This is a genomic window from Marinobacter sp. NFXS11 (assembly GCF_040148675.1).
In the GTDB taxonomy this organism is placed as follows: domain Bacteria; phylum Pseudomonadota; class Gammaproteobacteria; order Pseudomonadales; family Oleiphilaceae; genus Marinobacter.
In genome coordinates this window covers 1,191,981-1,213,399 of record NZ_JAGDDV010000002.1, presented here as the reverse complement: position 1 = coordinate 1,213,399, position 21,419 = coordinate 1,191,981, and the positions used below count along the sequence as shown (strand labels likewise).

Here is a 21,419-nt window from a genome sequence, read left to right as displayed (position 1 = left end):
CGCTAGGTATTTGCTCGCGGTCTGGTGACCCGATCCACCAGGTACACCAGGCCGTGGTAGTCGATACCGCTGTGCCGGCTGAGCCCTATCTCGCAGGTACGGCTGGTGGATATCCCCTCCTCACAGCCGGCCGTCTGCTCTGCCAGAGTTTTCAGAGAGTGAGCGTTCAGCTCCGGCACGTTGAAGCCTTTATCGCCGGCAAAGCCACAGCAGTGAATGCCCTCGGGCACCACCACCTGAGTGCTGCACCGCCGGGCGATATCGATCAGTCCCTGCGACTCCCCCAGATGCTGGGTACTGCAGGTTACGTGTACCGCCAGCGGGGTCTGCTCCGGCTCGAAGTCCAGACGCTCGTAGAGATGATCCCGAATGAACCGGACCGGATCAAAGAGCTTGAGCCCGGCTTCTTCGGCGGCTTCGCGGATCTGCAGGGTGCAGGGGCTGGTGTCGCAGTAGATCGGATCAATGCCATTCCGGCTGGCCCGCAACAGCGCCGAAATCAGCTCATCTTTCTTGGTCGCCGCCTGGTCCGGATAGCCCTTGGAGGCAAATGGCTGGCCACAACATAGGCTATCCAGTGCCTCAGGATAGACCACCTGGTAACCGCCCTTCTCGAGCAGCCGTCGAGTGACATCGATCAACGGCTCCTGCGCCTTATCGCCGCGAGCCGGCCCCATGGTCCGGGACACACAGGCCGCCAGATACACCACCCGGGGCCGGCCATCGGACGGTTCCGGCGCTTTCGGTGAAACAAACCGCACCGGCTGGGGCAGACTCGGATCCCACTGGGCTACCCGACCACCAGACACCTTGCGAACGCCGCCACTGAGTCGGGTGAGCAGTGGCGCACCCAGCAGTCTTTCGGCCATTGATGCGCTCGCCAGCACAAAACGGGTGGCTTTCAAGGCGCCGGCGAAATGCTTCGCCAGCTGATTGGCCACAGACTGACCGTTAGCCTTTTCACTGCGCAGCTTACGTACCAGATCGCCGGTATTGATACCCACCGGGCAGCGCTGGGCACAGAGACCAGTCGCGGCACAGGTATCCAGTCCATGGTACTGATATGCTTTTTCCAGCTCGGCAGTATCTTCACCGGCACGGCGGCGAGCCTGAATATCCCGCCAGATCACGATGCGTTGGCGGGGCGATAGAGTAAGCCCTTCAGAGGGACAGACCGGCTCGCAGAAGCCACATTCGATGCACTTGTCCACCAGTGGATCTGCCTCGGGCAACGGCTTCAGATTCTTCAGATGAATCTGCGGATCTTCCGAGAGCACCACATCCGGGTTGAGCACATTCTCCGGATCCAGTAACCGCTTGATCTGCCACATCAGCTGCCAGGCATCGTGCCCCCATTCCAGCTCCACAAAGGGCGCCATATTGCGGCCGGTGCCGTGCTCCGCCTTCAGCGAACCGCCGAATTCCACGGCAACCAGCTGGGCCACATCCTGCATGAAAGCTTCATAGCGGGCGACTTCCGCGGGGTCATCAAAGCCCTGGGGAAACACGAAGTGCAGGTTGCCCTCAAGGGCATGGCCAAAAATGATTGCGTCGTCATAGCCATGTTTCACGAACAGCGCCTGAAGGCGAGTGACCCCTTCAGAAAGCTGATTGATGGGGAAGGTCACATCCTCGATGATCACGGTGGTGCCGTTCGGTCGCACTGCCCCCACGGCCGGGAAAGTGCCCTTGCGGATGGCCCAGAGCTGGTCGGACACCCTGGCATCGCGGGTGAAATCTACCTGCTGCTCCAGGGGGAATTCGGCCAGGGACGCCCTGATTCGGTTCAGTTGCTCATCCAGAATCTCCTGGGATGACGCCCGGGTTTCCACCAGCAGCGCGCAGGCATCCTCCGACAGATCATGAATCCAGTCGGGCAACCCGGGTTTGTCCTGCACCGAGCGAAGACTGCGACGGTCCAGCAGTTCCACCGCCGCCACCGGTTGTGAGCGCAGCACCGATGCCGCCCGGCAGCAGCTGTCTGCATTACGGAACACCAACAGGGCCGTGGCCTTGTCCGGATACTCGGGTACGGTGTTGTAGGTCACTGCGCTGACAAAACCCAGGGTGCCCTCGGAGCCCACCATCAGGTGGGTCAGGATGTCGAGTGGGCAAGTAAAATCCACCAAGGCGTTCAGGGACAGGCCGGTGGTGTTTTTCAGGCGGTATTTGTGTCGAATGCGCTCCGCCAGCTCGGGATTATCCCGGGTATTGATGGCCAGCTTCTTCAGGGCCGCCAACAGATCACCGTGGCTGTTGCGAAACGCCGAAACGCTTGCCTGATCCTCGGTATCCAGCACTGCCCCGTCGGCCAGCACCAGCCGCATACCGGCCAGCGTGTGGTAGCTGTTCTGAGCGGTGCCACAGCACATACCGCTGGCATTGTTCGCAACAATGCCGCCAATCTTGCAGGCGTTGATGGACGCCGGATCCGGTCCGATCTTGAAGCCCTTGGGTGCCAGCCAGGCATTCGCCTGGGCGCCAATCACACCCGGTTGCAGACGAATCTGACGGCCTTCTTCCCGGATGTCGTGGCCGTTCCACTGATCGCCCAGAACGATAAGGATCGAATCACTGATCGCCTGTCCGGAAAGGCTGGTACCGGCGGCCCGGAAGGTCACCGGCACCTTGTGGCGGCGGGCGATGGCCAGAAGATCGACGACCTCTTCTTCATTCTGAACCCGCACCACCACCTTTGGGATCAGGCGGTAAAAACTGGCGTCGGTTCCGAACGCAAGGGTGGACACCGGATCGTTAAAGACCCGGTTTTCGGGAATTCGTTGCCGGATATCTGCCAACACTTCCGGGGTAAAAGTCATGCGTCCTCCAGAACCAGCACAATGAGCTCACGGGGGCCGTGGGCGCCATAGGCCAGCACCTGTTCGATGTCCGCGGTCTTGGACGGGCCAGACACCAGCAGAACATTTGTTGGCAGCCCGGCCGCCCAGTCCTGAGCCACCATCATGTCATACAGATTGTCGTGAATCTCACTGGCCTTGAGCAGGGCAATATGTACCGGCGGCACCAGGCTCATCAGCCGCGGTTCATGGCGATCGGGCCAGAGCACGAGCGTGCCGGTGGCGGCGATACCGCCAAGGGTGCCGGTCAGGCTGGCCTCCACGTTCCAGAACAGCTCTTCTTTCCAGGTTTCCACAGGCTGATCGTAGGCCAATAACTCGATCGTCTGATCCGTGGCTTCAAAGTGAGCCTTCAGGGCCCGGCCATGTTCTTTCGCTGGCGCGCACAACAGGTTGTTGAGGTTGCGCTTGTTCAGCAGCGCCGCTACCAATTCCGGCCAGTTGTCAGAGCGGCACTGGTGTACTTCAGTGTGAACCGCTTCCATGAGGCTGCGCAACCGGGCGATCCGGTCTTCCGGCGCGTACCGCCAGGGCTCGGTCACCAGCCGCTCGTCGAACTCGTCGGGACGGGGCGTCGTGCCGGCGAGGCTGTTTCTCAATTTACCAAGAATATTGCCGCGGGCGCTCATGATGGCCGGTCTCCGTTCTGATCAAGATGCCGGGCCGCCAGGTCGTGCAGGGAACGGCGAGCGGGCACCGGTGCGCTGTGATTCTCGGTCCAGGGGCCGGCCTTTTTCGGAGCCAGCGCCCGCCATCGGGTCGCCGCCCAGAGAAAGCTGCGATACAGAGCCGGCCGGGTATTGAGCATCTGCCAGCCGCGCCAGATCCACCGTTCCGTCCGGGAATATTTGGCCCCGCCACCTTTCACCAGTTGCGGTTGCTCGGGGTTCTTTACATTTTCCTGTCGCAACCGCTGCAGCAGCTCGGGGATCGGAATTTTCACCGGGCACACGTCACCGCAGGCTCCGCAAAGGGAAGAAGCGCTTGGGTGATCGGGCACCTTGTGCAGACCCGCCATGTGCGGCGTGATGATCTTACCGATGGGGCCGGGGTATACCTCACCATAGGTGTGGCCACCCACGCGGGTGTAAACCGGGCAATGGTTCATGCAGGCACCGCAGCGAATGCAATTGAGGGTCTGGCGCATCTGGGCATCGGCAAAGGCACCGCTGCGGCCGTTATCCAGCAGCACCAGGTGCACCTCTTCTGGCCCGTCCAGTTCATCCGCTTTGCGGGGGCCGGAAATCAGGTTCACGTAAGTGGTGATGGGCTGGCCGAGAGCCGAGCGGGTGAGCAGTGACACCAGCGGCACCACATCACGAAGATTGGCAACCACCTTTTCAATGCCCGTTACCGCAATGTGCACGGGCGGGGCCGTGGTGCTCATACGGCCGTTGCCCTCGTTCTCAACCAGCAACAGGGTCCCCGTTTCGGCGATGGCAAAGTTCACACCGGAAACGCCCACATCGGCTTCCATGAATTTCTTGCGCAGGATCCGCCGACCGATCTGGATCAGCTGATTGACGTCTTCGGTTTCCGGCTCGCCCAGCTTGTCATGGAACAGCTTTGATACCTGGCGGGCGTTCTTGTGAATCGCCGGCATGATGATGTGAGAGGGTTTTTCGTTGTCGAGCTGAACAATGTATTCCCCCATGTCGGATTCCAGGCATTCGATGCCCCGCTCCGCCAGGTAGTCGTTCATCTCCATCTCTTCGCTGACCATGGACTTGCCTTTGACCACCTGGCTGGCCTTGCGGGCTTCGATGATGCCATGCACCAGGCTGTTGGCTTCATCGACGGTCTCCGCCCAGTGAACCTTGACACCGTTTTCAGTGAGCTTCTGTTCAAGCTGCTCCAGCAAGTCCGGCAGACGGGACAACGCACCTGCTTTGATACGATTCCCCAACTCCCGCAGGCCTTCGCGTTCGTCGGCGTCCGGAAAAGCGCTAGCCCTCTTGGTCATCAGCGAATCCATGGCCACCCGGAAATTGTTGCGCAGCTGGCCGTCCGCGAGGGCTTCTTCGGCGCGACCCCGGAAATCCGGGGTCAGCTCAGTCACCGGAATACGCTGGCTCATGCCACCTCCCCTTCGCTGGCGCCATTGATTCGCTCCCACAGGAAGCTGGCCAGATGCCGTCCCCGAAAGCTCTCTTTCTGTTTCTCCAGGGAACCGTTGATGTTCATCAGGCAGCCGCCATCGGCAGTGACCATTTCGACCGCGCCGGAGTCCATCAGCGAACGGGTCTTGTCTTTGACCATGGCACCGGAGACTTCCGGCATCCGCACCGAGAAGGTGCCGCCAAACCCGCAGCATTCGCTTTCATGGTCGTGATTGACGCGCTCGACCCCTTCAAGCTGTTGCAGAAGCTCGCGAGCGTGGAGGTGGGTGTTCATTTCCCGGCGCGCGGAACAGGAGGTGTGCAGTGCAATCTTGCTGGGCGCGCCCCGGTCTGCCAGCTGCACACGGCAGACTTTCAGCAGGAACTCGGTCAGCTCGAAGGTGCGCTCGGCGAGCGCTTCTACCCGCTTGAGCGTGTCCGGCTCATCGGCAAACAACACCGGGTAATGGTGCCGGAACATCCCGGCACAGGAGCCGGACGGCACCACGACCGGCAGACCCGATCGATCGAGGATATCCAGCTGGGCGCGGGCCACTGCCTTGGCCTCATCCCGGTACCCTGACGTCCAGGCGGGCTGCCCGCAACAGCTCTGCTCCTGCGGGAAATGCACGCGAACACCTTCCCGCTCCAGAAGGCGAATGGCGTCCAGCCCGGCTTCCGGGAAGAACAGATCCACCACGCAGGTACCGAAAAGAGTGACCGCTTCCGGCTTCTCCGGGTACTGCCGGTCAGGTTCCCGCTCGGGCGATACCCGGGTGGCATTGGGAGCGGCATCGTAAAACAGCTGGCTCATTGATTGCGCCTCAAAACAGTCACAGACAAACAAATTTTAAATTGGTAATACCAATTGACACATCTCAATAACTAAGGTATGCGAGAGCTGGTGTTGATGTCAAAACTTTCCTGGTTAGACTTTATGACTGCTGCGCGAATACGTGGGACTTGGCTCAGGACTTTAGTTGTGTTATTGGTATTACCAATATCTCTTCGACAGGAAATTCATTCTTATGGACGTCGGACATATCGCGCCTCGCAGACTCGCAGACACCATCGTGGAACAACTGGAAACCATGATTCTGGAGGGCGCCCTGCAGCCGGGCGAACGGCTCCCCCCCGAACGGGTACTGTCTGAACAGTTCGGCGTATCCCGCCCTTCCCTACGGGAGGCCATTCAGCGGCTGACCGCCAAAGGCCTGTTAATCAGCCGTCAGGGGGGCGGCAACTATGTCACCGAATCCCTCGGCGGGAGTTTCAGCGACCCGCTGATTCCTCTGCTTGAAAACCGGCCAGACGCGCAGCGGGACCTGTTGGAGTTTCGTCGCACCCTGGAAGCGGACTGTGCCTACTATGCAGCCTTACGCGCGACGGAGGTCGACAGGGCACACCTGAAAACCGCCTACGAGGCGCTCCAAGCCTGCTACGGAAGGGATAGGGACCGGGATCTGGAAGCCGAGGGCGCAGCCGATGCCCGATTCCACCTGGCGATTGCCGAAGCCAGCCACAACGTGATTCTTCTGCACACCATTCGAAACCTTTTCAACATGTTAAAAAGCAATGTGGTAACCAATATCGGCGGCATGTATCGAAGAGAAGCGGAAACCCGGCAGGGACTGGTGGAGCAGCATCGGATGCTCTACGAAGCCATCACGGAAGGACGGGCCGACGATGCCAGAGAACTGGCCGGCAAGCATATCCAGTATGTCCAACAGGTGCTTTCTGAACGCAGCGAAAGCCACCGCCGACTGGAGCGCTCCCTGCGGAGGGACAAGCTCGCCCGGTCTTGAAATCAGGCGATTAGAGCTTCAGAGCAGTCGATTGATCTCCTTCCATAACCTGCGATAGGCGTCGGCGGCCACCGAGCTGGGCGCCAGCAGCTCCACCGGCGTGCCTTCCTCACCCATCTTCTCCACCACACTGGCGTTCGGGATGATGGTCTTAAGGCCTTTGGGCAAAATTTCATCCTGGGCGTTAATCAGTTCCCGATGAAGACCCTTCCGGCGGTCTGCCATGGAATAAAACGGGTGCAGCTTGCCCGGCTTCAGCTTTTTGTCCTTGGCAAACTCCAGCAACTGTTTCCAACTGTTCAGGGACAGCCAGGTGGGAATCACCGGTACGAACACCTCGTCTGCTGCCTTGAGCACCTGCTCGGAAAGCCGGGACAGCGAAGGCGGACAATCCAGCACCACCAGACTGGTTTCTTCGGACAGCGGCGCCAGCCATTGTTTGATCAGGTTGCTGCCGTCTTCCTGATCCAGCTTCACATCCAGATTACGGAAACTGGTATGGGAGGGAATGAAATCGAGGTTTGCGTACTCGCTTTCATGGATAAAATCGGCGATGGGGGTTTTACCTTTCAGCAGGTGGGAAAGCTTGTGCCCTTTCACGTCGTCAGCACCGGCCAGATACCAGCTGGAGGCTCCCTGGGGGTCCAGGTCCCAAAGCAGGGTGGAATACCCGGCCTGACTTGCGAGATAGGCGATATTCACGGCTGCCGCGGTTTTACCCACGCCACCCTTCAGGCTATAAAACGCAATGGTCCTCATCCTGTCAGATCCTTTTATCCAGGCATAAAAAAACCGGGGAAGTCCCCGGTCAAAGCATTCACACGATGCACAACACAATGCATGTCGTCCTGATGAATTCTCAGGCTAAGCTTTTCCGGTGACAGTTTGATGACAGCCCCGCGGCCATCCTCAAACTCTGCATCCCTACTGACTCACTTTCTCCCAGACTGTCAGCTCGGAGAAGCTGTGCTGGAACTTGTTCCTCGTCTCCCTGATGACAAACGGCAGGCTCCAGGGTTCAAAAAGCAAGCGGAAATGAGGCGCCAGAATTTCTTTAAGCCCGTCAAATGTCGAAAAATCCTCACCATTTTTCTTGTAACCGCCAACCCAGTGTTCCTTCGGCGTGTATTCCTCAAGCCAGGTATAGGGCGAGGCAATCACTAGAAGCCCGAGCTCGTTGATCCGCTCATGGATGGTCTCCAGAAACAGCGACGGCTGGTAAAGCCGATCGATCAGATTGCCGGCGAGCACCAGATCGTACCCGGTGAACTGCGATGGCAGATTGCAGGCGTCGCCCTGATGAAAAGCCACACGGTCAGCAGCCTCGTTCAGCCCGAGGGAGGCGAGGCTCTGATCCTGAAAGGTCACCAGCTCACCCTCTTCTGGACGGGCATAACGCACTCGTTTGTCTCGGGCCACTTCCTGACATTTGTTGACGAACGCGTTGGAAAAATCGATGCCGTCCACGTGCCGGAAATGGCGGGCCAGTTCAAAACTGGTGCGGCCAACGGCGCAGCCAATATCCAGCGCACGATCCAGGGGCCGGCCATCCAAAGCATGCATGGCGGCATCCGCCAGCGCCTTGGGGAAGTTGGCCTCACCGTGCCACCGCTCACCAAAGTGAAATTCCAGATATTGGGCGAGTGTGGTGTCGTTTTCATAGTACTCGGCTTGCTGCAAAGGAATTCTCCTAACCTGAATGATTCAACGGCTGACTCTAGCGTAACAGGAAGTTGCCAATTCCCTGGTCGATAACCGGCTCTTCCGAGCGATCCTTGAGTGATACCCCGGAAACCTTCTGGCGGCGAGCCTCCCTGAGCAAATACCCGAGCCGCCGGCTTGCCTCCTCGAAGGATAATCCCGCCGGTCGGATATTGGATATGCAGTTTCGGCTGGCGTCAGTCAGTCCGGGCTCCGGTGCCCAGGTCAGGTAAAGCCCGAGGCTGTCCGGAGAACTCAGGCCGGGGCGCTCACCAATCAGCACCACAACACATCGGGCGTTAAGCCGGTGACCGACATCATCACCAATCGCAACCCGTCCCTGAGAGACAACGATCAGAGGCGCCAGTTCCCAGGTCTGATCATCGGCTTCAAGGTTCGCCAGCAGCGCCTCGAGAAACCCCACGGCGTTTTCCTGTACGCCATAGGAGGACAGGCCGTCTGCAATCACCAGAGCCAGGTCGACGGGTGAATCACCGGTATGACCCAAACGGTCCAGCGCCTCACAGGATTTCTGGCTGAGCCTGCGCCCGAGATCCGGGCGTTGCAGGTAGGTTACCCGGTCGCTGGCCTGACTTTGCAGATGAACCGGTTCATGGGGCAATACCGCTTTTCTCCGCCCGGTCAGTTCGGCCAGGTCCTTCATCAACGCCGAAGTATCCAGTGGCAGATGGACCGCATCCCTTGCCTGGGCATGAGCGAGCTGAAACGCCAGCATCTCGTGCGTGGGCAGGCTGATGCCGGCCCGGCCAAGACCAATCCGGGCATCGGTCCAGGCCGAGAGCCGGCGCCAGGGGTTGGCGATTACTGGAGGCTTATGACCAGTCATGACCCCACCCCTCCGGGCAAACTGGCCAGGCTTTTCCGGAAGGCTTCCGGCAATCCGTCTGCGGGCACCTTGCCCTCGCCATCCTGGAAAATCTGCATGCGGGTGAGCCACTGTTCGAATTCCGGCGCCGGCCGTTTGTCGAGCACCCGGCGAACGTAAAGGGCATCGTGAAACGAGGTGGTCTGATAGTTCAGCATGATGTCGTCAGAGCCGGGAATACCCATGATGAAGTTACAGCCGGCCACGCCCAATAAAGTCAGCAGGTTGTCCATGTCGTTCTGATCGGCCTCGGCATGGTTGGTGTAGCAGATATCACACCCCATGGGCAGGCCCAGCAACTTGCCACAAAAATGGTCCTCCAGCCCGGCCCGGGTAATCTCCTTGCCGTCAAACAGGTATTCCGGCCCGATAAACCCGACCACGGTATTCACCAAAAGCGGCTCGAATTTGCGGGCCACGGCGTACGCCCTGGCCTCGCAGGTCTGCTGATCGACACCGTGATGGGCATCGGCCGACAGCGAGCTTCCCTGGCCGGTTTCGAAATACATCACGTTGTTACCCACCGTGCCGCGGTTAAGAGACAGCGCTGCGTCCCGGGCCTCGGCCAGGGTGGCCAGATCAAACCCGAAACTCCTGTTCGTGGCTTCGGTGCCGCCAATGGACTGGAACACCAGATCCACCGGAGCCCGGTTCTCGATGGCTTCCAGGGTATTGGTTACATGGGTCAGTACGCAGGACTGGGTGGGAATCTCGTACTTGCGGATCACCTCATCCATCAACTGCAGCAGCCGGACACTCTGGGCCAGGTTGTCCGTGGCAGGATTGATTCCGATCACCGCATCGCCGCTGCCATACAGCAACCCGTCCAGGATGCTGGCGGCAATGCCTGTCATATCATCCGTGGGATGATTGGGCTGGAGCCGCGTCGACATCCGCCCCGGCAGGCCGACGGTGCTTCGGAAAGCGGTTTGCACCCGGCATTTCTGCGCGACCAGAATCAGGTCCTGGTTGCGCATGATCTTGCACACAGCCGCCGCCATCTCCGGCGTTATCCCTGCGCGTATGCGCGCCAGCATCTCGGACGTGGCCAGATCGCTCAGCAACCAGTTCCGGAAATCGCCCACGGTCAGGTGGGAAACAGGCTCAAAGGCCCCGACATCGTGATCGTCAAGAATCAACCGGGTGACCTCATCCTGCTCGTAGGGGACGAGGGCTTCAGTCAGAAAGGTTTTCAGGGGCAACTCGGCCAGAGCCATCTGGGCCACCACCCTTTCCTCGGCGGTATGGGCGATGACGCCGGCCAGCCGGTCACCGGAGCGCGCGGGCGTTGCCTTCGCCATTAACTCTGCCAGCGTTGCAAACTGCCAGCGCCGGTTTCCCAAACTGTACCGATACATTCCGTTCTCCCTGAGATTCACTCTTCTACTATCTTAGGTGAATATCACCCGGACAGATCAATGGCAGGACAAAGCAATGAGCAATGAAGCGGTTCTAACTAACGCCAACGATGGCATTTTCACCATCACCCTAAACCGGCCAGCCAGGCGCAATGCCGTGGACGGACCGACCGCCGACGCTCTGCGCCGGGCATTCACCGAGTTCGAAGAGAACGATGCCCTGAAGGTGGCAATACTGTGCGGAGCCGGGGGAAACTTCTGCGCCGGTGCCGATCTGGAGGCGATCGGCGATGAACAGCGGCGAAACCGGATTGATCCTCACGGCACAGGTCATGGCCCCATGGGGCCCACCCGAATGCACTTGTCCAAGCCGGTGATTGCCGCGGTTTCTGGCTACGCGGTGGCTGGCGGCCTGGAACTGGCGCTCATGTGCGATCTGCGGGTAGCGGAAGCGTCCGCGGTTTTCGGCGTTTTCTGCCGGCGCTGGGGCGTGCCCCTGATTGATGGCGGAACCGTGCGGTTGCCCCGAATCGTAGGCCATGGCCGGGCCATGGATATGATTCTCACCGGGCGCCCCGTCTCGGCAGAGGAAGCGCTGGAGATGGGCCTGGCAAACCGGGTAGTGGCGGACGGTTCTGCATTGCAAGCCGCGCAGGAACTTGCGACAACCCTTGCCGGATTCCCCCAGCGATGCCTTCGGGCAGACCGCGCCTCTGCTTTACATCAATGGGACCTGGAGACTCCGGAAGCCCTCGAAGCCGAAGGGGCTGGGGGCTATCCGGTGGTCTTTGAGGAGGCCATTGCCGGGGCCCGAAAATTCAAAGAGGGTGCAGGCCGCCACGGCCAGTTCTGAGCAATCCCGTAAGCCAGTCCGTCAGCTCCGGATAAGCGTCGAGATCGAGCACGAATTCCTGCCCCCTGGCGGCACAGGCCAGATAGCACCAGGGCGGTTCCAGGCACCAGCGGTCCGGCCTGGTGTGATAGCTCAGGGGCGACCGGTTATCGCCAGGATAAAACTCGGCGGGCAGGCGCCAACGCGTTGGCAGACGGCTCTGGGGATCGGTCAGAACCAGCTCCTCGCGAATCTTTGGAAACACGCCACTGCCAGACCAAACCTCTGCCCCGCCTGCCAATCGAAACGAACGTGAGGAAGTGTAGAGCGTATTTCCGGGATCCGGCTCGCCGTGGAGGTGCGGATGATACCGGACCCACGACATGGCATCCGGTGCCAGTTCGTCAACAGTATGAACCTGGTCAATATGGAGCCAACCCCAAAGGGCATGGAACGGACGGGATCCGGGTACAAACCGCCAGCGCCGGTTATGCATTTCGGCGTGGCGGAAAACGCCGAAGAACAGAAACAGATCTCCCGGCTCAACGCCCTGATTGCGCAGGTGTCCCTGTGCTGAGCCAGTCTGGCCCAGCACAGGTCGCCAGCCATCTCCACGGGGGTAGGCACCCGCTATCAGGTCCGGGTCCAGGTGGGCACCGTGACTGCCCCGGATTCGGCCACCGGTGAGATCCCGGGCAATCTTGCCGAGCCTGCGTTTGTCGAAAACCACATCGTCATAGCAGATTCGGGACCGGGTATCAGGAATAGGCAAAACGCACAGGGAGCCATCCGGCAGGACCGGGCTGGGACAACCGCCGGCAGAAGAATCAAATCCTTTTCGGCTGAGGATCAATCGCATGGCATTACTCGAAAAGCATGAAGGCTAAACGGGCGGTAAATGCTATCTTAGACCAAACAAAAATGCGCGAATGTCACTGACCGGAACCGCCAACACCATGAGAATTGTCTGCATCTCCGACACCCACAGCATGCACCGCCAGATCCAGGTTCCGGACGGCGACCTGCTGATTCACGCCGGGGATTCCCTCGGGGTTGGCACACTGGACGAACTCGAGGATCTGGACCAGTGGTTCTCGGAGCTGCCCCATACCAACAAGATACTGATTGCCGGAAACCACGACTGGTGTTTTCAGGACGAACCGGCAGAGGCCCGGGAACTGGTGCGTAACGCTCATTATTTGCAGGACAGCCCGTTGGAGCTTGCCGGCCTGAAGTTCTGGGGCAGCCCATGGACGCCAGTGTTCTTCAACTGGGCATTCAATCTGGAACGGGGCGATGCCATTGCCGAGCGCTGGGCCCGCATCCCCGGAGACACCGATGTCCTGATCACCCACGGGCCTCCCGCGGGCATTCTCGACAGAATCGAGTCTCCCTCTGGCATCGTGCGCCCTGGCTGTGAGGCCCTGGCCGAGCGGATCGACAGACTGTCCCTGAAACTCCATATCTTTGGCCATATTCACGAAGGCCACGGCGAAGAACAGATTGGCGATTGCCTGTGCGTAAACGCCAGCACCTGTAACGGCAGTTTCAAACCGCTGAACCCGCCGATTGTGATCGATCTGTAGCACCGTTCGCGGCTAATCTTGAAACAGGCGCCGGCAGACACCATGTTTTCTATCTCTCGAATTCCACTTTTACTCCGGGAGCTCCATGCCTGACTGTCCAGATTACTCGCTGCTCGAACTAGCCTCCGTCCGCGAGGGCGATTCGGTAGGCACCACGCTTGCCAACAGTGTGGCCTATGCCCAACGGGCCGAGAAACTCGGTTTCAAGCGCTTCTGGCTGGCCGAGCATCACAACATGGAAGGCATCAGCAGCTCCGCGACGTCTGTCCTGATCGGACACATCGCCGGTAAAACGGAGTCTATTCGGGTCGGTTCCGGTGGTGTCATGCTGCCCAACCACCCGCCACTGGTCATTGCCGAGCAGTTCGGAACACTGGAGAGTCTGTACCCGGGGCGGATTGATCTTGGACTGGGCCGCGCGCCGGGCACTGACCCGGTGACCGCACGGGCCCTGAGGCGCGACGGTCTGGGTGCTGAACAGTTTCCTGAGGATGTCGCCCGGCTTCAGTCCCTCCTTGGCCCCCTGCAGCCAGGGCAGCCCGTGAAGGCCATTCCCGGCGCGGGCACCAATGTGCCGCTCTGGCTGCTGGGATCAAGCCTTTACAGCGCCCAGCTGGCCGCCATGCGCGGCCTGCCCTATGCCTTCGCCGGACATTTCGCACCCCGGCTCTACAGGGAAGCGCTCAAAGTCTACCGTGACAACTTCCAGCCCTCGGAAACGCTTCAACAACCCCATGCCATGCTTGCCCTGCCAGCCGTTCCGGCCGATTCCGTGCAGGAGGCAGAGTTTCTGGCTACAACCAGCTATCAGCGCATTCTCGCCCTCTTCCGCGGACAACCGCTCTGGATGAAACCGCCCGTAAACAGCATGGACGGGCTATGGAACGCCGGCGAGAAAGCCAGTGTGAAGGATTTTCTGGGGCTGCAACTGCTGGGCGATGCCGAAACCATCGGGAGACAGCTGCGACAGATTCTCTCGGGCATTGAGGTCGAGGAGCTGATGTTCACGGTGGATATCTACGACCCCGAGAGGCGCCGGCATGCGCTCGACATCCTGGCGCAAACCAGAAATGCCGGGCTGGCATTGTCCTAAAGCACAGACTCCACTGCGTCGATCAGCTCCGGATCCTGTGGGCGCACCCGGCTCGGAAAGGACTCGACGACCACGCCGGAACGGTCAATCACATACTTTGTGAAGTTCCATCGCGGGGGCTGGCTCTGCTCATTGATTGCCCGGAACACCGGGTTAGCCTCGGCCCCGGTGACCGCTCCCGGTGCGATCATTGTGAAGGTCACTCCGAAGTTCTTGAAACAGACAGTGGCTGCTTCGGCTTCGGAATCTGCCTCCTGCCGGAAATCGTCGCTGGCGAAGCCGACCACAACCAGACCTTTCTCCGAATATTGTTTGTGCAGGGCCTCGAGCCCCTCAAACTGCCCCGTGTATCCACAGCGGCTGGCGGTGTTGACCACCAGCATGGGTTTGCCAGCCGCGAGATCACACAGATTCACAGTGTCTGTTGAGTGAAGCTTGCGTTGTTCATGATCGAGAAACGCCGGACAACTGTCCGCCATTGCAACCTGCGCGCCTGACAGACCGACAATCAAAGCGGTGATCATCAGACCTCGTTTTACCTGTTTCATGGATCCGGATTCCCTGTTCAACTAGGTTTCGTTTATACGCCGCAACCGGCCCGATGGCTCAGCCAGCACGTTGGACAGAGCGGGCCCTGCTGCCCATCATTCAGATGATTACAGCATTCAGCACCGGAGCAACATTCATCATGACCGACACCCCGATCCACGTCTTCCTTTCCCACGGCCTGGAGAGCGGCCCTGGCAGCACCAAGATCCAGGCCATGAAAGCCGAGGCCGAAACCTTTCCGGGCATTCAGGCCCACGCGATTGATCACAGCAACACCCGGGATCCAGCGACACGGCTGGCCCAGATGCGCGAGGCAATGGCTGAATTCTATGCCAAACCGGAACACACCATCCTTGCCGGTTCGAGCATGGGTGGCTGGGTCTGCGCCCAGACATCATCGGAAACGCCTGTTCTGGGATGCTTCATGCTGGCGCCAGCCCTGGCGATGGCCCGGTATCCCCAATCCAGCCCGCTGATCCAGGCGGACCACCGTCAGATCATCCATGGTTGGGATGACGACGTGGTACCGGTAGCGCCCGTGCTTGATCTGGCCCGTGATCAGGGCCTTCCGATTCTGGTCCTGCCTGATGGGCACCGACTGGAAAACAGTCTTGATCGGGTCGTCAGTGAGTTCCGCGAATTCCTGCAAACCTGCCTTTCAGATATGAATCAACCGTGATTTCATGAACTTGCGAAACGGGGAAAACCATCTCTGCTGAAACGATTGTTTTGGCCATTTTCTTGCGAAAACCACTTTGTTTTGCCAGTCTTTATTAATGTAACAATAAATTTCAGGAAAAAAACGAACGGAGAAAACCCGATGAGCAGCATGAGTAAGTTCAAGAAACTGGCCGGAATTTCAGCGTTCGCGTTCGCTGCGATGACCATGGCAAACTCTGTAAACGCCGCTAACTGGCGCTATGCGCACGAGGAGTACGAAGGCGACGTTCAGGATGTATTCGCCTACAAGTTCAAGGAATACATCGAGGACAACTCTGATCACACCCTGCAGGTATACCGTTTCGGCGAGCTGGGTGAGTCTGACGACATCATGGAGCAGACCCAGGCAGGCATCCTGAACTTTGTTAATCAGTCGCCCGGCTTTACAGGCTCCCTGATTCCGGAAGCGCAGATCTTCTTTATTCCTTACCTGATGCCGACCGACATGGATACGGTGATCGAATTCTTCCGCACCAGTAAAGCCATCAATGAAGACTTCCCGGAGCTTTACGCAGAGAAGGGTCTGGAGCTTCTCAAGATGTATCCGGAAGGGGAAATGGTTGTGACCGTGGACGAAAAGGTCACCAAGCCAGAAGACTTCAACAACAAGAAGATCCGGGTCATGACCAACCCGCTTCTGTCCGAAACCTATTCTGCCTTCGGCGCTACACCGACCCCGCTGCCCTGGGGTGAAGTCTATGGTGCGCTGCAGACAAACATGATCCAGGGGCAGGAAAACCCGATTTTCTGGATTGAGTCCGGTGGTCTGTATGAAGTGTCTCCGAACCTGGTCTTCACAAAGCACGGCTGGTTCACCACTGCCATGATGGCCAACCAGGATTTCTACGAAGGCCTGTCTGATGCAGACAAGAAGCTGGTGCAAGACGCCGCTGACTTTGCTTTCGAAGAAATCATTGTGCACATTGACGGTCTTGCTGACGAAGCACTCGCCAAGATCCAGAAAGCCAGTGATGAAGTCACCGTTACCCGTCTGAACGACGAGCAGATCGAAGCCTTCAAGGCACGCGCGCCCCAGGTGGAAGAGAAGTTCATCGAGATGACTGGCGACAGCGGCAAAGAACTGCTGAACCAGTTCAAGGAAGACCTGAAAGAAGTTCAGAACCAGTAATTCCTGAAGAACCACTCCCGCCGGCCTCGGCCGGCGGGCTGCTTTGCTAACCCCCGCCCCGCCGGGGATTCCCTACCGGCCGGGAGCGACATGCTCTGGAGCAGACCCCATGTCCGAGAATTCCCCGGATCTTGAAGACGACACCGGCACCTACGAGTCCGGCCTGCCCGGATTTCTGGGGACCATCGATGAAATCATTGCCAAGGTCGAGGCGTTCATGCTGGCCGCTGGCGTCATCCTGATGGCAATCAATACCTGTGTGAATGTCATTGCGCGGTATGTGTTCGGTGAAGGCCTTTTCTTCTCAGGTGAAATCAACCGGATTCTTATTATCCTGATTACTTTTGCCGGCATCGGATATGCAGCGCGCCACGGCAGGCACATCCGGATGTCTGCAATCTATGATGCATTACCAGTCAAGGGCCGAAAGGTTTTGATGATCATCATCGCCCTGTTCACCTCTCTGGTCATGTTCTTCCTTTGCTACCACTCCTTCGGATACATCGAAACCCTATACAGCCGTGGCCGTATTCTGCCCGCCCTGGGTTTTGAGATCTGGTGGATTTATATCTGGGTGCCAATCGGTTTTGCCATCACGGGTATTCAGTACCTCCTGACGGCCATCAAGAACTTCACCAGCAAGGATGTTTATCTTTCCACTGGCGTTGTCGACGGCTACGCGGACACAGAATCGGAAGTATGAAACCTGCAGCTGACGTTAAGAAAGGATAGGAAATCATGGCAACTATAATGATGTTGATCATGATCGGGTTGCTGCTGCTGGGCTTCCCGATGATGGTTCCACTGATCACAGGTGCGGTGGTCGGCTTTGTAATGATGTTTGATGGCTTCGGCCAGATGGGCACCTTCGTCCAACAGATGATGGGCGGTATCCGCCCCGCCTCACTGATAGCAGTTCCGATGTTTATTCTGGCGGCGGACATCATGACCCGCGGTCAATCCGCTGACCGGCTGATCAACATGGTCATGGCGTTCATCGGACACGTAAAAGGCGGCCTGGCCATCAGTACCGCCACGTCCTGCACCCTGTTCGGTGCTGTTTCCGGTTCAACCCAGGCCACGGTAGTGGCTGTTGGCTCGCCCCTACGGCCAAAACTGCTCAAAGCCGGCTATTCGGATTCGTTTTCGCTAGCACTGATTATCAACTCCAGCGACATCGCTTTTTTGATCCCGCCTAGCATCGGTTTCATCATCTACGGGGTTATCTCCGAGACCTCCATTGCGGAACTTTTCATTGCCGGTATCGGACCAGGCATCATGATTCTGATCATGTTCTCGATCTATTGCCTGATCTACGCCCATGTCAACAAGCTTCCAACCGAGGAGAAGTCCACCTGGGCCCAACGAGGCGTAGCCATGCGGGAGGCCCTGTGGCCGCTGTTCTTCCCGGTCATTATCGTCGGCGGGATCTACGGTGGCATCTTCAGCCCGACAGAGGCGGCGGCCGTCTGCGTGCTCTACGCTTTCCTGCTGGAATTCGTGGTGTTCCGATCACTGAAGCTTGCTGACATCTACCGGATTGCAAAGTCCACCGGCCTGATCACCGCAGTCGTGTTTATCCTGGTCGCCGTGGGCACCGGCTTCTCCTGGATTATTTCCTTTGCCCAGATTCCCCAGGCGATTCTGGATTCAGTCGGGATCAGCGATATGGGCCCGGTTGGCGTGATGATTACCATCTGTGTCGCCTTCTTCATTGCCTGTATGTTCGTGGATCCGATCGTGGTGATTCTGGTGCTGACACCGATCTTTGCACCAGCAATCCAGGCTTCAGGCCTGGACCCTGTTCTGGTCGGCGTGCTGATCACCCTGCAGGTGGCTATAGGCTCGGCAACGCCACCGTTCGGCTGTGACATCTTCACTGCCATCGCGATATTCAAGCGTCCCTATCTGGAGGTTATTCGCGGCACACCGCCGTTCGTATTCATGCTGATAGCTGCTGCCGGGCTTTTGATTGCGTTCCCGCAAATAGCGTTGTTCCTGCGCGACCTGGCCTTCAGGTGATCTGACCACCCTGGAGGGTGAATACAAAGGAGAGCGACATGTTCAAACGGATTCTGGTGGCAGTAGACGGTTCAATGACCTCCTTCGAGGCCTTGAGCAAGGCTATTGAGCTGCAAGAACTGACGGATGCAGAGATCTACCTGCTTTGCGTGTACAAGCATCACAGCCTCTTTGAGGCATCCCTGTCGATCGGACGGCCGGCTGAAATGGACATCCCGGATAAAGTGCTTTCGGAGTACGCCAAGGATGTGGTGAATCACGCGAAACAACTGGCTGCGGAGCGCGGCGGCAAAAACGTCCGCGGCTTCGTTAAAGCCGGTAAACCATCAAAAGTCATTGTAGAGTTCGCCAAAGAAAAAGGTGTGGACCTGATCGTCATCGGCACCAAAGGTACGCACAGTGACAAGGATGGCCTGTTTCTGGGCAGTGTTTCACACCGGGTTGCATCACACGCGAAATGCCCGGTTCTGGTGGTGTAGCAGTCTAGCCAAAGATTTCGACCCGATTACGGCCGGCTTCCTTGGCGCGATAGAGCGCCTTGTCGGCCAGGGTCAAAATCTGCAACGGTTTCTCACCACTTTCCGGCCAACTGGCAACCCCCACCGAGACTGTCAGTGGGCCAAGATTTCTCTCCCGATGAATGATCGGCACCTCTCTCACTGCGTTGCTGAGTTGGCTCGCCTTATCCGTTGCGGCTTCTGATGTCGCTCCCGGCATCACCACCACGAACTCTTCACCACCGTAGCGGCAAACAATGTCACTCTCACGGAACTGCTTCTGCAGGATGCCAGCAACTATTTTCAGGGCATCATCTCCGGCTTCATGACCGTGGGTATCGTTGAACTGCTTGAAGTGATCAATATCGATAATCAACAGGGACAGCGATAGGTCGTTGCGCTGTGCAACAGCGCTTTCATGCTCGAAAAGCTGATCAAAGTAGCGGCGGTTTTTAAGCCCCGTGAGTCCATCCTCGTAGGAAAACTTCTGCAACTCTTCCCGAAGCGCAATACTGGAGAGGGTAATACTGATTCTCTGAATGGCCTGATCCAGTGCCGCGAGCAGACGGGCCGAACCATACTCACTCTCTGCGTTATCGAAAACGCCATCCCCCTCCAGCAGAAGAATGCCTTCAGTTACGTTGCCCGCGCTGGCTGACTCCACGTTCACCCAGAAGCAAAGCGTGGCACTCTCAGTTTCTCTATCCCCGTCTTCAGCACCCGACCACTGTCTCAGTTGCAGCAGCCTGGAGGGTTCCGGGAGACCTTTGCGGGCGTCCAGCAATACCGGCAGAGGTACCGGGCGGCCGAATCCCCAAACAGCGACGCGATCATACCGGTCGCTTGAGCCCCTTTGATAAAAGGCGCCTTTCAGTGGGCTGCAGATGTCCGGGAGCGCCCGTGTAAGCAGACCGAACGCTTGCTTCAGGCCCAGACAATCCTGGAGTTCGCTAAGGACGTCGCCCAGAATCCTGCTTTTCTCGTTTTCGAAGGTCAGCATCCGGACCCGCGCCTGCTCACGCCGGGCCAGTGCCTCTGCTTTGGCCGTACGTTCGGCCACCTTTTCCTCCAGAGACACGTTCAACCGCTTCAGCGCCTCCTGGGTTCCTGCATAGTGCCACAAAGAGATAACCACAACGGCCAGGGAGAACAGGAGCATGCCCCAGCTAACCGGCACCCGCCCCCAGGGCAGTACACCGTGGGCAACTGCCATATCGACAATCAGCAAGACACAGAAAAAGCCAAAGGCCAGTAGCAAGATCTGTTGTTCTCGCAACATCCGACGGATACGACGCAGCACCACCGCGAAAATGATCACCAGAGAAACAAGAAACAGGGCATCGAATGGCGGAAATGTCGAGGACAGATCAAACACGCCGGCAACGGCGCCGAGCAGTGCGCCGACCAGGTATACCAGATGTACTTTCCAGATCAGGTTGATTAACCAGGGACGATGATTGGTCAGCCATTGCTCGAGCAGCAGCGCCAGGGCCACCGGCAGCATGTAGTAGGAACCGGCGGCCAGGTAATCCCACATCAACGGCTGGTAAGAAATCAGCAGACTGGCCTGACTTTCTGATACCAGCATCAAGGCCGAAGCGAGGGTGAACAGTGAAATACTGGCGAAAGTCTTCTTTTCCGTCTGGAGTAACGCAAAGATGATCGCCAGCAGCGCAATCAGGGTGGCGAAGCCTGCGATTGCGAGAGCTTCGAGGGAATTCTTGAGGATGTACAACACCAGATCCGGGTGGTCCATGATGGAGACTTCACCCCACAGCCCAATGTCCGTGTAGTTGGAGAACACACGGAAGTACACTGGCTTGCCCTCATAGCTATCAGGCAGGAAGATTTCATGCCAGGGCCAGCCCTCAAAGCGGCCACGCCCCTCGGCGTCGAACTCTCCGTACTGGTAGATTTTCTCGCCGTCGACCCAGACCTGCACGATCAGATCGACACTGAAGATATAAAGAACGGGCTCCTGCCACTCTCCTGCTGGCAGAGTCACCCGGAACCAGACGTTTTCACGACCTTCGCGGCCAGGAGGGTTGGACGGGAAGCCAATGCTGGTCCACTTTTCCGGCGCATCCTGCAACACCCACTGAGGGACACCATCGGAGGTAAACGGAGAGTCGCCCCAGCGGTATTCCCAACCCTTAGTTACCGGCTGGGATGCAGCGTTGCCGAGCGCCGGCATCAGTAAAACCAGAAGCAGCGCGGTAAGCAGACGAAGCAGGCTACTAATCAGTGGCATCAGGAAGGCGAACCTGCGTTGTGGGGCGACCAG

At 58.5% G+C, this 21,419-nt stretch carries 20 protein-coding genes; 9 read left to right on the top strand and 11 right to left on the bottom strand.

Annotated elements, in window-relative coordinates:
• Positions 1–2: 2 nt before the first annotated feature.
• From J3362_RS14565 to J3362_RS14550, 4 genes are read right to left on the bottom strand one after another with little or no spacing between them, the layout of a single operon-like run.
• Complete coding sequence (locus tag J3362_RS14565) at positions 3–2,819, bottom strand: FAD-binding and (Fe-S)-binding domain-containing protein (RefSeq protein WP_349520598.1); 2,817 nt, start codon at positions 2,817–2,819, stop codon at positions 3–5.
• Complete coding sequence (locus J3362_RS14560; protein ID WP_349520596.1) at positions 2,816–3,487, bottom strand: LutC/YkgG family protein; 672 nt, start codon at positions 3,485–3,487, stop codon at positions 2,816–2,818. Before J3362_RS14560 ends, J3362_RS14565 begins: the two co-directional genes overlap by 4 nt.
• Positions 3,484–4,935 carry a LutB/LldF family L-lactate oxidation iron-sulfur protein gene (locus tag J3362_RS14555; protein WP_349520595.1) on the bottom strand — a complete coding sequence of 484 codons (1,452 nt, stop codon included), beginning with the start codon at positions 4,933–4,935 and terminating at the stop codon, positions 3,484–3,486. The genes J3362_RS14560 and J3362_RS14555 overlap by 4 nt, the downstream gene beginning before the upstream one ends.
• Positions 4,932–5,771: a (Fe-S)-binding protein gene (locus J3362_RS14550; protein WP_349520593.1), complete on the bottom strand. Its 840-nt coding sequence runs from the start codon at positions 5,769–5,771 to the stop codon at positions 4,932–4,934. Before J3362_RS14550 ends, J3362_RS14555 begins: the two co-directional genes overlap by 4 nt.
• Before the next feature lie 214 nt (positions 5,772–5,985).
• Here J3362_RS14550 and J3362_RS14545 point away from each other — a divergent pair, with 214 nt between their 5' ends.
• Positions 5,986–6,762, top strand: a complete 777-nt coding sequence (locus tag J3362_RS14545) for a GntR family transcriptional regulator (protein WP_349520591.1) — start codon at positions 5,986–5,988, stop codon at positions 6,760–6,762.
• A gap of 18 nt (positions 6,763–6,780) precedes the next feature.
• Here J3362_RS14545 and J3362_RS14540 read toward each other — a convergent pair whose 3' ends face one another.
• From J3362_RS14540 to J3362_RS14525, 4 genes are all read right to left on the bottom strand, one after another.
• On the bottom strand, positions 6,781–7,521 hold the full coding sequence (locus J3362_RS14540) for a ParA family protein (protein WP_349520589.1): 741 nt from the start codon (positions 7,519–7,521) through the stop codon (positions 6,781–6,783).
• Between the two features lie 165 nt (positions 7,522–7,686).
• Positions 7,687–8,442, bottom strand: a complete 756-nt coding sequence (locus J3362_RS14535) for a putative 4-mercaptohistidine N1-methyltransferase (RefSeq protein ID WP_349520587.1) — start codon at positions 8,440–8,442, stop codon at positions 7,687–7,689.
• Between the two features lie 37 nt (positions 8,443–8,479).
• A complete protein-coding gene (gene eutC, locus J3362_RS14530) occupies positions 8,480–9,310 on the bottom strand; it encodes an ethanolamine ammonia-lyase subunit EutC (protein ID WP_349520585.1) in 831 nt (276 codons plus the stop codon).
• The gene (locus tag J3362_RS14525) at positions 9,307–10,707 is read right to left on the bottom strand and encodes an ethanolamine ammonia-lyase subunit EutB (RefSeq protein ID WP_349520583.1); all 1,401 of its coding nucleotides are present in this window, start codon (positions 10,705–10,707) and stop codon (positions 9,307–9,309) included. Before J3362_RS14525 ends, eutC begins: the two co-directional genes overlap by 4 nt.
• A gap of 76 nt (positions 10,708–10,783) precedes the next feature.
• Here J3362_RS14525 and J3362_RS14520 point away from each other — a divergent pair, with 76 nt between their 5' ends.
• The gene (locus tag J3362_RS14520; RefSeq protein ID WP_349520581.1) at positions 10,784–11,560 is read left to right on the top strand and encodes a crotonase/enoyl-CoA hydratase family protein; all 777 of its coding nucleotides are present in this window, start codon (positions 10,784–10,786) and stop codon (positions 11,558–11,560) included.
• On the opposite strand, the gene J3362_RS14515 is transcribed toward J3362_RS14520, so the two are convergent.
• Complete coding sequence (locus tag J3362_RS14515) at positions 11,526–12,398, bottom strand: Nmad3 family putative nucleotide modification protein (protein WP_349520579.1); 873 nt, start codon at positions 12,396–12,398, stop codon at positions 11,526–11,528. The two genes, J3362_RS14520 and J3362_RS14515, sit on opposite strands and share 35 nt — an antisense overlap.
• Before the next feature lie 70 nt (positions 12,399–12,468).
• On the opposite strand from J3362_RS14515, the gene J3362_RS14510 reads away from it, so the two are divergent.
• Both J3362_RS14510 and J3362_RS14505 read left to right on the top strand, forming a co-directional pair.
• Positions 12,469–13,125 carry a metallophosphatase domain-containing protein gene (locus J3362_RS14510; protein WP_349520577.1) on the top strand — a complete coding sequence of 219 codons (657 nt, stop codon included), beginning with the start codon at positions 12,469–12,471 and terminating at the stop codon, positions 13,123–13,125.
• A gap of 85 nt (positions 13,126–13,210) precedes the next feature.
• Positions 13,211–14,218: an LLM class flavin-dependent oxidoreductase gene (locus J3362_RS14505; protein WP_349520576.1), complete on the top strand. Its 1,008-nt coding sequence runs from the start codon at positions 13,211–13,213 to the stop codon at positions 14,216–14,218.
• Here the strand turns inward: J3362_RS14505 and J3362_RS14500 are convergent.
• Positions 14,215–14,742, bottom strand: a complete 528-nt coding sequence (locus tag J3362_RS14500) for a glutathione peroxidase (protein WP_349520965.1) — start codon at positions 14,740–14,742, stop codon at positions 14,215–14,217. The genes J3362_RS14505 and J3362_RS14500 overlap by 4 nt on opposite strands.
• 77 nt (positions 14,743–14,819) lie before the next feature.
• Here J3362_RS14500 and J3362_RS14495 point away from each other — a divergent pair, with 77 nt between their 5' ends.
• The 5 genes from J3362_RS14495 (at position 14,820) to J3362_RS14475 (ending at position 19,117) form a co-directional block, all read left to right on the top strand.
• Positions 14,820–15,446, top strand: a complete 627-nt coding sequence (locus J3362_RS14495; protein ID WP_349520575.1) for a YqiA/YcfP family alpha/beta fold hydrolase — start codon at positions 14,820–14,822, stop codon at positions 15,444–15,446.
• A gap of 141 nt (positions 15,447–15,587) precedes the next feature.
• Complete coding sequence (locus J3362_RS14490; protein ID WP_349520573.1) at positions 15,588–16,616, top strand: TRAP transporter substrate-binding protein; 1,029 nt, start codon at positions 15,588–15,590, stop codon at positions 16,614–16,616.
• Between the two features lie 109 nt (positions 16,617–16,725).
• A complete protein-coding gene (locus J3362_RS14485) occupies positions 16,726–17,319 on the top strand; it encodes a TRAP transporter small permease (protein ID WP_008177210.1) in 594 nt (197 codons plus the stop codon).
• 35 nt (positions 17,320–17,354) lie between these two features.
• Positions 17,355–18,638, top strand: a complete 1,284-nt coding sequence (locus tag J3362_RS14480; RefSeq protein WP_349520570.1) for a TRAP transporter large permease — start codon at positions 17,355–17,357, stop codon at positions 18,636–18,638.
• 38 nt (positions 18,639–18,676) lie between these two features.
• Complete coding sequence (locus J3362_RS14475; RefSeq protein ID WP_349520568.1) at positions 18,677–19,117, top strand: universal stress protein; 441 nt, start codon at positions 18,677–18,679, stop codon at positions 19,115–19,117.
• A gap of 4 nt (positions 19,118–19,121) precedes the next feature.
• Here J3362_RS14475 and J3362_RS14470 read toward each other — a convergent pair whose 3' ends face one another.
• Positions 19,122–21,386, bottom strand: a complete 2,265-nt coding sequence (locus tag J3362_RS14470; protein WP_349520566.1) for a sensor domain-containing diguanylate cyclase — start codon at positions 21,384–21,386, stop codon at positions 19,122–19,124.
• Positions 21,387–21,419: the final 33 nt, after the last annotated feature.

Coding starts and splice junctions, on each gene's coding strand:
- J3362_RS14565 (WP_349520598.1), bottom strand. CDS start 2,819: ATGACTTTTACCCCGGAAGTGTTGGCAGATATCCGGCAACGAATTCCC.
- J3362_RS14560 (WP_349520596.1), bottom strand. CDS start 3,487: ATGAGCGCCCGCGGCAATATTCTTGGTAAATTGAGAAACAGCCTCGCC.
- J3362_RS14555 (WP_349520595.1), bottom strand. CDS start 4,935: ATGAGCCAGCGTATTCCGGTGACTGAGCTGACCCCGGATTTCCGGGGT.
- J3362_RS14550 (WP_349520593.1), bottom strand. CDS start 5,771: ATGAGCCAGCTGTTTTACGATGCCGCTCCCAATGCCACCCGGGTATCG.
- J3362_RS14545 (WP_349520591.1), top strand. CDS start 5,986: ATGGACGTCGGACATATCGCGCCTCGCAGACTCGCAGACACCATCGTG.
- J3362_RS14540 (WP_349520589.1), bottom strand. CDS start 7,521: ATGAGGACCATTGCGTTTTATAGCCTGAAGGGTGGCGTGGGTAAAACC.
- eutC (WP_349520585.1), bottom strand. CDS start 9,310: ATGACTGGTCATAAGCCTCCAGTAATCGCCAACCCCTGGCGCCGGCTC.
- J3362_RS14525 (WP_349520583.1), bottom strand. CDS start 10,707: ATGTATCGGTACAGTTTGGGAAACCGGCGCTGGCAGTTTGCAACGCTG.
- J3362_RS14520 (WP_349520581.1), top strand. CDS start 10,784: ATGAGCAATGAAGCGGTTCTAACTAACGCCAACGATGGCATTTTCACC.
- J3362_RS14515 (WP_349520579.1), bottom strand. CDS start 12,398: ATGCGATTGATCCTCAGCCGAAAAGGATTTGATTCTTCTGCCGGCGGT.
- J3362_RS14510 (WP_349520577.1), top strand. CDS start 12,469: ATGTCACTGACCGGAACCGCCAACACCATGAGAATTGTCTGCATCTCC.
- J3362_RS14505 (WP_349520576.1), top strand. CDS start 13,211: ATGCCTGACTGTCCAGATTACTCGCTGCTCGAACTAGCCTCCGTCCGC.
- J3362_RS14500 (WP_349520965.1), bottom strand. CDS start 14,742: ATGATCACCGCTTTGATTGTCGGTCTGTCAGGCGCGCAGGTTGCAATG.
- J3362_RS14495 (WP_349520575.1), top strand. CDS start 14,820: ATGGCTCAGCCAGCACGTTGGACAGAGCGGGCCCTGCTGCCCATCATT.
- J3362_RS14490 (WP_349520573.1), top strand. CDS start 15,588: ATGAGCAGCATGAGTAAGTTCAAGAAACTGGCCGGAATTTCAGCGTTC.
- J3362_RS14485 (WP_008177210.1), top strand. CDS start 16,726: ATGTCCGAGAATTCCCCGGATCTTGAAGACGACACCGGCACCTACGAG.
- J3362_RS14480 (WP_349520570.1), top strand. CDS start 17,355: ATGGCAACTATAATGATGTTGATCATGATCGGGTTGCTGCTGCTGGGC.
- J3362_RS14475 (WP_349520568.1), top strand. CDS start 18,677: ATGTTCAAACGGATTCTGGTGGCAGTAGACGGTTCAATGACCTCCTTC.
- J3362_RS14470 (WP_349520566.1), bottom strand. CDS start 21,386: ATGCCACTGATTAGTAGCCTGCTTCGTCTGCTTACCGCGCTGCTTCTG.